The sequence below is a fragment of the Metabacillus niabensis genome, assembly GCF_902829255.1.
Lineage (GTDB): Bacteria > Bacillota > Bacilli > Bacillales > Bacillaceae > Metabacillus > Metabacillus niabensis.
In genome coordinates this window covers 1-11,559 of the sequence record NZ_CADEPK010000368.1, presented here as the reverse complement: position 1 = coordinate 11,559, position 11,559 = coordinate 1, and the positions used below count along the sequence as shown (strand labels likewise).

5 protein-coding genes are annotated in these 11,559 nt (G+C 37.7%); all 5 read right to left on the bottom strand.

From position 1 onward, the window contains the following. Positions 1-463: 463 nt before the first annotated feature. The 5 genes from HU235_RS21695 to HU235_RS21675 all read right to left on the bottom strand — a co-directional run bounded on the left by HU235_RS21695 (position 464) and on the right by HU235_RS21675 (position 11,535). Positions 464-2,746: an Ig-like domain-containing protein gene (locus HU235_RS21695; protein WP_233452351.1), complete on the bottom strand. Its 2,283-nt coding sequence runs from the start codon at positions 2,744-2,746 to the stop codon at positions 464-466. 321 nt (positions 2,747-3,067) lie between these two features. Beyond that, positions 3,068-8,311: a pectate lyase gene (pelA, locus tag HU235_RS21690; protein WP_174881552.1), complete on the bottom strand. Its 5,244-nt coding sequence runs from the start codon at positions 8,309-8,311 to the stop codon at positions 3,068-3,070. Positions 8,312-8,411: 100 nt separating this feature from the next. Next, positions 8,412-9,929: an extracellular solute-binding protein gene (locus HU235_RS21685; protein WP_174881551.1), complete on the bottom strand. Its 1,518-nt coding sequence runs from the start codon at positions 9,927-9,929 to the stop codon at positions 8,412-8,414. 37 nt (positions 9,930-9,966) lie between these two features. After that, positions 9,967-10,593 (bottom strand): YesL family protein, encoded by a 627-nt coding sequence (locus HU235_RS21680; RefSeq protein ID WP_174881550.1) that lies wholly within the window; start codon positions 10,591-10,593, stop codon positions 9,967-9,969. 48 nt (positions 10,594-10,641) lie between these two features. Then, positions 10,642-11,535, bottom strand: coding sequence for an ABC transporter permease (locus tag HU235_RS21675; protein ID WP_307190694.1), 894 nt, complete (start codon positions 11,533-11,535; stop codon positions 10,642-10,644). Positions 11,536-11,559: the final 24 nt, after the last annotated feature.

Sequence of the window (11,559 nt, the reverse complement as noted above, 5' to 3'; positions counted from 1 at the left end):
CAATAATGAGGCCCCCCATTGGAACGTACTTGAAAATAATAAAGTACAAGAGACCGGGTAAAATCATAAAATATAAGTATTTGTTTCGACCAATGCTCGCGATGTTCCTTCGCCTTAGTTCTTGCTTAAGCGATTTTTTATCTAGTACTAGAGGTTCGCCTGATTGATTATTAGTTTGTATGGGTGTATCTCTCACAACTTATGCTCCCTTCAGATATTCTTCCTAGGTTGTTCTTCTCCTGTTAAAGTTACGTCAATTTTCTATATTTCGTCTACAATCATTATGTAAGGCTCTGAGCAAATTCTTGATGTAGCAGGCTTTCCTTTATGAATGTGATAAAATGATTACTCTTTTTCACGAATGATTAGTGGGACCTCTTTCATGAGAATAAGAAAAGAGAAGTTCATCGCAAAGCGACTCCCTTCTCTTTTAACTATTACCAGATTAGTCATGTCAGTATTTTTATTTACTAGTTAGTGAAACATTTGAAAAGATTGCCGTATTGTAGGAAATGAGCTTACTAGTATTTTTAGCTCCATCAACTGCAAAGCCAATAAAAGCCTCATCACCAATTCTAATTTCGGCTTTGCCAACCTCTATCCAAGCTTTACCATCTGCTGAGGCATAGCCTATAATGTAATCTCCGCTTCTTACAAGCTTTAACCAATAGGGAAGTGTTGTTCCATTTAAGGACGGAACCCCGATTTCCTCGGGTCTGTCGTTTTCACCTGGTGCAACAATCGCCTCACCCTTTTCCTTTCTTGAAGAGAAATGGACCGAATATGGAGTATCCTGCTTATCTGCCTTTACTACAGATGTGCTAATCATTGCAGCAGGTGCATCCTTTTCAAGACCTCCGCGGATCATTAATCCGGAAATCGCATTATTATCAACCTTTGCTAATGAATCAATTCTTGCAATTAGCTGGGCATCGCCCTTAACCTTCTGATAAGCAAAATGGAAGGAATCCGCTGTTTTGTCAATTCGCCCTGAGCCTTTCACTATGAGTTCTTTATCTGCTTTAGTCGTATTTCCCTTAAGTGGCGTATTCCCAATATCCTTTGGCTTCCATTCTCCAGATTGCTTCATCGTGTTTACATGGATTGGCATTGATGTTGTTTGTGTTTCATTTCCATTTTTATCAATCGCCTTTGCGGAAATATACCATGTCCCATCAGCTGCATTATTCCATGTAAAATCAAATGAGCCTTTCGTTGATTCCCCAATCTTCTGGTCATTTTGATAATACTCTACCTTTGCAATATTTCGTTTATCCTGAAGCTTTACCTTCAATTTAATGGAGGTTCCTGCTTTATAAATGCCATTATATTTTGGCGATACAAGCTGTACATCCGGGTTTTCAGCCTTTTTATCCATACTAATTAGTGAATTTAAATAGAGTTCTAGATTTGAATAGCCAGAAGCTGTAATTTCTTTACCATCTTCAGCATTATTTGGATTCAAGCGATTTGCTTCTTCCCATTTATTTGGGATACCATCGTGATCGGTATCAATTGGAGCAGCCGATGACGTTAATTCAGGATATCCTCCTGTTTCCCATTCATTATTAATAAATCGACCAGTACCATGTTTTACATCATTAACAATGCGAGCATCTACCGCATCACGGCGTGGATATGTTGCACCTGATTTTTCAAGAACCTCCTTATATGCCTGTTCAGCTGATTTTATCTTCAACGTGTCATGACCAAGCACATAAAATGGTGTTTCAGAGAAAAAAGTACCGTTTTTAATATCCTCAATCCCTAAATTGTTATCCTCTGATACAGCTTTATTGCCATGCATATAATTTCCATCTACATAAAACCAGCTAAGCTTGCCATTTTGACCTGGACTTACGATCCGCTTCATTACATTTTCGTGTGTAGCTGGACCTGGCTTATAATAGTTATTCATTATATTATTCTCCTGATCATTTCCACCGTAAGTCGAATTAAATCCCCAATTGTAAATAACATTGTTTACAAAATCAGTACTCGAAACTGGGTGAAGTGAGTTCCCTGTATTACCTAGAGCTGGTAGTCTGCTTGTATGACTAGCAATTAAATTATTAGCAAATGTCGCATTTTCTCCTCCCCATATTCCACCATATCCATGACGACCTTTTACATGGCCTGATATATATAAGCTTTCACTAATGATACTCCATTGTAATGTTGTGTTTTCATTTCGATAGAAGGAAAGAGTTTCATCTACGGACCAGCTTGTTGAAATATGATCAATCATTGCATTTTTTACATCTCTGCCACCAAAGGCATCAGGCTCTGATTCAATATTTGTACTCCCAGGTCTAAATCTCATATACCTTAAAATGATATTTTCAGATCCAGAAATATCAGTACCAAAGCCTGCGACAGCAATTCCATCACCAGGTGCTGTTTGACCCGCAATTGTTAGATTCTTTTGCTTAATTTTCAACGGCTGTTTAAGCTGTATCGTTCCGGAAACACGAAAGACAATCGTACGATTCCCTTTACTAACAGCATCCCGCAACGAACCCTTTATTGGTGCTTCATCGATATTATAATCCTCTAATGTTGTCACTTCATATACGTCATAGCCACGCCCACCACTTGCATACATGCCACCACCCTCTGCACCAGGGAAAGCAAGTACCTTTCTTTCCTCTTCAGAAGCAGCATTCACTTCCTGTTGAGGAAAGGGCATTTCAACTAATCCACCCAATAGTAATGCAGCCATAAATGCTAGAGAATACTTTTTCACCTTCAACTCTACTCCTCCTTTAAATAAAAACTTCATTTATAATAGCGCTTACATTTTTGTTAGGACTGATGATAAAGCAAGCGTTATTACCAAGCATTAAATGTTCAATACGAGAAAGCTAATAAAATGTGGTTTTTACGGTTGAATAAATCTATTTTTCAATTGTTAAATAAAATGTTAGCTTGTTCCAGCTATAACAGCTACAATCATTAAATTTGAATAGGAAAACAAAAGGCATTCTGAAAAGAATTAAATCGAATGATTATGATGGTTAAAAAGGATAGCACAAAGCTATGTTTGTACTATCCTTATTTCGAACAATTATTTTGCCTGTGAAAAGTTTGCCTCAATCCGATGTAATTCACCTAGAGAAAAGGTTTCACCTGCCGCATTTTTAGAGCGCTGACCAACAACATTCACAAATACTCGATTTTCGTAATAACCAGTTGTCGCTGCAATATTTAATAATTTCTGCGGCCATTCCCCTGCCCATCTGTAGCCATCTCTTCTTTCCTGTTCAATCTCAAGGATGTTATGCTTGATCACACCATCTCTTCCAGAAAAAATTGGCTTATTTGTACCAATTTCATAAAAACGATACCATGTGTTAACCGATTCATCTTGGTAAAAATAAATGCCAGCAGGGTCTCCAGAAACGTATTTAACCCCTTCAAGCTTTGCCTCTTCAAACCAGGTTAATGCACCGTTTATAGCAGCCTTTACATCATCGGTTTGGTTCGGTAGTGACATTAAATATTGGACAACTCCTACTGATTCTGAACCTGAAATCGATGGATGCTCATAGGAACGAGCCTCTTTTGGTTCATACGTCTTAGGATCATGCTGGGCACACCATGCTGTTAATTTCCCATTCACCTTTATTTGAGATTTCAAAATATAATCTAAACCTAAATCTAATGATGCATTGATTTGGTTAACAAGAGAATCATTTACAACATCTGTATTAAATGGGTATTCCTTATTTGCAACCATTGTTAATACATTCATTACCCTTATCATCGCATTATCGTTGTAAGTAACATAATCCGAATAATTTCCTCTTGCAGGGTATGCTTGTGGCCAGCCTCCTGTCTCATATTGTGCCTCAAGAAGGTAACGTATCCCCTTTAATACGGAATCCTTATATCTGCTATCCCCTGTTTCCTTATACATCAAGGCTAAAAACAGAATTTCATTTGTTGTCGCATTATTATCAATGACACCTAACTCTCCAGCCTCTGGAGTATACATCTCAGATTTTGGCTCCTTACCGTCCCATTGTCTGTTGTACTTATCCTCCATATTTTTATACCAACCGCCATGGTCCATTTGCCAGCTTACTAGATAGTCTGCTTGCTTTATGTCATTTTCTCGATTACCAGTGTAATACGGTGCATTTAAATAAGGAATATGAAATGGATCCTCTGTTTTTTGCGAAGGAACGGTTCCATCTTGATTAAACGCTTCCTTCGTTTTGAAAATTGCAACCGTTTGGTTGTCCTTATTCACTCGTGTGGAAACATCTTCAATTGTTAATGTTGACTTCAATCCCGGATTAAGGTCAGCCCAATCGTTCGTTGCTGTCTGCAATTCCAAATCAGTAGGATCAAAGCTTTTTAATTTACTATTAAACGTAATCTCAACAGTATTTGCATTAATAGCTTCACTTTTCACAATTTTTACGGGGCCTTCCTCTACTGCATGACCCTTAGGAACTAGTTTAATTGTTACTGGCTTAGACTGATTACCTGCAAGATCAATCGCAGTAATTGTTACTGTATTCATTCCTGGTTTAAGGCGAACGTGTGATGTAAAGGTGAAATCATCCGCAAGTTTGATTTTTTCACCATTAATTTGAATGGATCCAGCTTCACTCACCTTCCCTGATATTGGGAACGGGTTATATGCTGTGTTGTAGTGATTTCCCTTTTTCTCAGCCTTAAGGCTATCAAGTGTAATAGCTGGCTTTATTGGGTCATATACAACTTTGATCACCTTAATGCCAACATTCCCCTTTGAATCGATTGCTTTGATAGCGATATGATTTTCCCCTTTAACTAAGTCAAGATTTACCTTAAAACTGTTATCCTGGCGAAGGGAAATTTCTTTTTCATTAATGACTACCTTAGCTTCTTTATCTACTTTACCCGAAATAGTAAAGCTTGATTTATTAACGATCGAATCACTTTGATCAAGTGTAATAATTGGTGCCGAAATCTCAGTAACTGGGATAATACCAACTCTTGTTGGATCCCACCCATCATTGCCTTTCAATATATTTTGTATCGTATATTGATTAGCCTCTTCTGGAGTTAGTTGCTTTGACCATGGATCACGTGCCTTTGAGTTTGCTCCTGGACCTGAGGAATTAAACTCTGAATATCTAGCAGTTTTTTCGTTTGCCTCATTACTCCAATTATCCCATCCGTCAGGTGCAATAGATGAATCCATCTTTGTATTAATATAGCTTACAGCTGAATATGGACGCCAAGGTCTGCCTAAGCGCACTCCTTCTATTCCTTCGTCAGAAGTAATTGTTGAATTCATAAACACATATCCGAACTCACTTTCCTGAGGTGTGCTTGCAGCAGTAATCATGCTTCCATCTCGTTTACTATGAATTTGGCAATCATTAAATACAGCTGTTGCCGGACCAAAGATGAAATCAACATCCCCCTCGATATAACAGCCTTGATAATATTGTCTTGATTGATGAGTATATAATGTATCCTGATAGCCTAGAAATCTCACATTTTCAAAGTAAGCTCGATCCCCCTGTACATAAGCAGCTACCGCTTGCCCTGTACCTTGTCCAGAATCGTTTTGAATCGTTATATTTTTTGCAATAAAATCATTTGCATATATAAACATACTTGAGCTTTTAGATGTTCCTAATGGATTTCCATCAGGACCAGGTGTGTTTGCATTATCTTGATAAACAAGTACTGTCTCTTCCTTGCTTTCACCTACTAGACTTAGATTGCTTTTTGTTTTAGGAATCGTTATTTTTTCGCGGTATTCACCGTTTTTAATGTAAATTACATGTCGTTTTGTGCTATTATCTGGTACAGCATTTATTGCTTCTTGAACTGTTCTATAGCTTGCACCTTCCTTTGCAACTATTAACACCTTTGCCGGGGTCACTGCAATTGGTTCTGAGTCAAAACCTTCTCCGTTTTCATTAACTGCGGAAATGACATAATCATACGTTTCTCCATTTGCTAAGCCAACATCCTGAAAGCTTGTAAGGGGAATGTTCGATGCAATGACTTTATATTCTCCTTCCTTGTATGTTGAACGCTTAACGATATAGGAGTCAGCTCCATTTACCTCATCCCATTGTAATGTCACTTGAGAATCTCCAGCTTTTGCTTTTAAATTAACTGGAACATCAGGAACACCATTTTTTGACTTTGCGATTGCTCGTAAAGGTTCAGAATTAGCACTTTTGGCTGTTTCACTGTTTGCGCTAATGACGTAATAATACTCTTCGCCATTCGTTAATCCAGTATCTGTATATGTCGTCTCCTTTACATCGCTTTTTACTGTTTCATAGTTTCTCCCTTTTATTTTACTGCGCTTGATTTCATAAGAGGTTGCTCCATCAACCGCCTTCCAGTTTAGCGTAATCCTATTATCACTACTAGTAGCAGACAATTCGGTTGGTGATTGTAACGGTGCACTTGGAATAGCTTTAACCTCCAAAGAGTTTTCACTTTCTCCTCCGATATTTTCTGCTGATAAAACATAGAAATAGTTTCTGTTGTTATCAAGTCCTGTATCACGATAGCTTGTACCTTCAACATTGCTTGCAATTACCTCATAAGGCCCACCATTTACCGTCGCTCGCTTTACATTATAAGTTACGTTTGAAGCAGCTTCGTTTTCATCGATACCAAGCGCCCATTTTACAGCCTCATCAATCAACTTCCAGCCTTCTGAAGTGAGCGCATCTTCCTGTCCAGCGAATAAAAAGGTAGAAACTTGCCGTGCAGGAACAGGGTCTCCATTAACATTTTTCGCCCCAGCCTCATAGGCAAAAATCGTTGCCTTTTCCTCATCGTTTGCTGCAGTCGCAATAATAATCGCTTCATCAGATGGCTTTCCAAAATTCATACTACCTGCTTGAGAATACACTTTTACTGTACCTTGAAGTCCTGCTGCAAGGGGGTGATGGCTAGTTTTTATTTGAATTGATGTTTGATTTTCATAGCTTCCAAAAGTACCAGATGTAGCTGAGCTTAAATAAACATCATCAAGTACATAAGGCTCTGCATAGATAACAGGTACCTTTGAATTGATGAACTTCTTCCCGATATACCCTGACCCTGATGATTCACCAATAAAGACTAAATCATAATTAGCTGCATCATCTGAAGTAACTTCATTATCCTTTTTAAAGGTTACGGAAAAACCCTTTCCTTCTAAATGAGCAATTGTTTTTTCATCAGCTGCTATGCCAGTACCAACAAACAAAATCGATTTACTCTCACCAAATTTGTCCCATGTTAAATCAATTTGACTATTTCTTGAAGTTGCAGTTAAACCAGTAGGTGCTGATGGGGGATTTGGTATTTCTGTTGGAGTGACTGAAACCTGGTTAGAGTGTTGACTTTCTCCTACTGCATTAACAGCTGATACTACATAATAATAGATTTGATTATTCATTACATCTTTATCAACATATCTCGTTTCCGTTATATCCTTTGCAATTGTCTCATATGGTCCACCGTCTGATGTACTACGCTTTATTGTGTAAGAGGAAGCACCTTTTGCCGCATTCCAATTAAGTTCAACTATTTTGTCACCTGATATTGCTGTTAATGCCTTTGGTGAATCAGTTGGTTCTACATAAACGTTCAAATTGTCCCATAAAATATCCCCAACAGATGAACCAGCCGTTTGGGCCTCAACAGAGTTTAAGCTAGTCACAGCCTCATAAAATGGAAAATTCCCAATATAATCATCATTGATATACATCTCAACTGACTGATCATTCATATCAACTAATAGCTTGAGATGATACCAGCTGTTTCCTTCTAACGGAATATTCTTTCCTTCAAAAGTGAAAGCTTTAAACGTTCCATCGCTTCCTCTATAACCGATGCTTGAGCCTGAAATTTCAATGATGAACGCTGTTTTTCCATTTTCCTTGTCCTCTATACGTAAAGGATATGAGTTCCCTACAGCTTTTGGCTCCATCATATCCAATTCAACGCCAAAGCTTCCCTCTTGAGGTGCAAATGGTTTTGTTACAATCGTTCTAGCTCGCTTAGAGGCTCCACTATCATTATCAAAAACTCTTAATCCCTTTGCTGACGTATTACCTGTTGAATCAGCTGGTATTTGATCAGTATAAACAGCACTTGTTTCTTCAGTCACTCCCTCTACAGAAGCACTATATAAATAGCCATCTGGTAAACTACCAATTTGTTGATTTTCAAAATCATCATTAATTAGATAGTGTTTAGATTGCTCTAATTCTGTTGCTGCTGTTACATTAGCACTTTGAAAAATTGATAGTAAAAGAATTAAACATAAAAAAACATTCGTTAGTTTTTTCATCTATTTCCTCCTCATAGCGTCGTAGAATCAACTTTTCTTAAAAAATCAGATAAGTGGGGGTTATCGTATCCCCCACTTCATAGAAGGAATCTAAACTAAATTATTCCTGACTCTTTTTGTAAGCCTCTTCATATTCAGTTATCATCTGTTCGCCACCAGATTTTCTCCATTTTTCTACCTCTGCATCAAAGCCCTTTTCGTCAAGTTCACCCATAATGTATTTAATTGTTGCATCAACGATAATTTTTTGTAGCTCTGTTCCTCTTTCATTTGCTGTAGCTGAATCTAGCGGTACTGTCGGATCAAGGATAGCAAATTCCTCATTTTCTTTAATCAATTCATTTGCTAATTGCTTAGAAGGATCGGCATCAACTATTGAATGAGTGATTTCACTTGGTCTTGAGCTTGCAAAAGGTTGAACATCCTTTTGCCATAACGCATCATCTAAAACCTTAAATTCACCATTTTCCCCTAGCTCATAATGTGTTCCCTCAATTCCCCCTGTCATAAGCATGAATACTTCTTCATCAATTAAATCATTGATAAATTGTAAAATCCGTTTCAACTCTTCTTCGCTTTCGACCTCTGATTTAGGAAATGCCATTAATCCACCGACACCACTATTTTCAGACCAAATATGATATTTTCCATCTGGACCAGCAACCTTGTTTACAGGCACTAATTCCATTTGATCCTGTACCCCTTTTGCCATTACCTTTAAGTTTTTAATATCAACCATTCCTGTATAAATCCCTGTTTTCCCTTGAGCAAAGTTTTGTTGCTGATCCGTTTTCGCTGTTACAGCAAAATCCTGAGCAAGATAGCCATTTTCATATAATTTTCTTGAATAATTCATTGTATCCTTATATGCTTGTGTTTCAAATTCAGGAGTAAATTTTCCGTTTTCATCTACTGCCCATCCGTTTGGTGTTCCAAAATACGAGCTTAATGTTTTAAAGCTACTGTATCTTAAATCACTTCTGTCACCAAAGCCAGTAGTATCATCTTTTCCGTTGCCGTCTGGGTCATCCTCGGTAAATGCTCGTGCTACCTCGTATAATTCGTCTAATGTTTTAGGTACTTCTAAGCCTAGTTTATCGAGCCAATCCTTTCGAATAATCAATCCTGAGCGAGCTAGGTCCTTTTGAAACGGTACCCCATATAGCTTTCCATCAATTGATGCTGCCTTACGTATATCCTCAGAAATTAACTTTAAATTATCATAATCATCAAGGTACTCTCCTACATCCCAGAACATGCCTGACTTCAATGATTGTCTAACAGAGGAATTCGTTAACATCGTTAATGAAACAATATCTGATAATTCACCTGAAGCAAGGGCTGCTGTAATACGCTCCTCCTTTGATGCATCCGGAACCCAATTAAAGTTAATTGTTGTATTTGTTGCTTCTTCAATCTTATCGAGAACGACATCTGTAGGTGGTGATGGTGTATGAAGAATTGCAGTCCAGCTCACTTCAAGATGAGAATCTAGACTATAGGATTCCTTTGAGTCACCACCTGTTTTTTCACTATTGTTTGAGCATGCTGCAAGCAACAGTTGAGAGGCAACTAACACATTTACCGCAATTAATTTTCCAAGTTTCTTCTTTTTCATTGATCTCCATCCCCCTTATTTATCATCAATCTATAGACTATGAGTGAACCTGATGTGATTGCTTTTTCATATTTTGCATCTCAATTCTCAGAAACACCTGATGTGTAAACCACATGACAACATAACACCCGATACTTGTTCCGAAGAAGGTGAATATGCCAGGGTTTAAAAATAGGACAAGATAAACAATTGCCAAGCTTACCAATAAAAGCAAGGTATATTGTAAATAGGAAATTCCAAATAAAACTGAATACTTCAGTTTGTGTACAACATTTTTCAAATCATAGTGAGCCATAATCGGAAAAATATAGCATAATGAAACAAGATATACGAAGCTAACTATGATAATGAACGTACGTAACATGAAAGACTCGACAAAAAGTAAATCTACATAAAGTACTACTCCAACTGCAAAGTAAAGAATTCCTAGTATTGCAGATTCGATAAAATTTTCGCGGTACGCCTTCCAAAAGGTAGAAAAAATAGGAATATCCTTTTTACCTCTTATCCAATGCCTTATTACGGTAAACATCGCTAATGTAGCTGGACCAATGCCTAGAAGGACAAGTCCTAATAAACTAAATGACATCCATAGTAAATTGAGATAGACAAGCTGTAAAATACGGATGCAAATCTCATTAAAGCGCTCCGCCATTTTCCCCATCTTTATGAACCTCCTTTCCCCACCCTGAAACCGCTATCATTTTTGTTGTTAATACAATCCATCCTCACCAAACTTTTTCGCTAGCTTATTAGCTCCTATGACGAGAATTAAGCCAACGAGTCCTTTAAACATTCCAACTGCTGTACTATAGCTTAATTGACCGTTCTTCAATCCTGCCGTATAAACGTATGTGTCAAAAATTTCAATCGATTCACGGTTTAATGAGTTTAATAATAGGTAAACATGCTCAAAGCCTAGATCGAGTGTTTGACCTATTTTTAAGATTAAAAGAATAATAATTACCGGACGGATCGCCGGCAATGTTACATGCCATATTTGCCGAAAACGATTTGCCCCATCCATTTTTGCGGCTTCATATAATTGCGGGTCTACTGCTGTAACCGCTGCCAAATAAATGATTGTTGACCAGCCCATCTCTTTCCAGATGATTTGCAGAATATACATTGCTCGCGTCCAACCGCCATCAGTAAGGAAATTAATCTTCTCTCCTCCTGCTTTCGCAATGAGCTCGTTAATAACCCCACCATCAACAGTTAAGAATACGTAGGAAATCGAAACGATGATAACCCATGACATAAAATGCGGGATGTAAATCACCGTTTGGATTGCGCTTTTAAACATTTTTACTCGTACCTCATTTAGCATTAACGCAATAATGATCGGTATCGGAAAAAAGATAAATAAATTGAGCGCAAATAAAAACAATGTGTTCGATAACAACATAAAAAACGTCGGCTCTGTAAATAGACGGATAAAATGCTTAAAGCCTGCCCATGGACTGCCGAATATCCCTAAAAAGGGCTGATAATCTTGAAAGGCAATAATGAGGCCCCCCATTGGAACGTACTTGAAAATAATAAAGTACAAGAGACCGGGTAAAATCATAAAATATAAGTATTTGTTTCGACCAATGCTCGCGATGTTCCTTCGCCTTAGTTCTTGCTT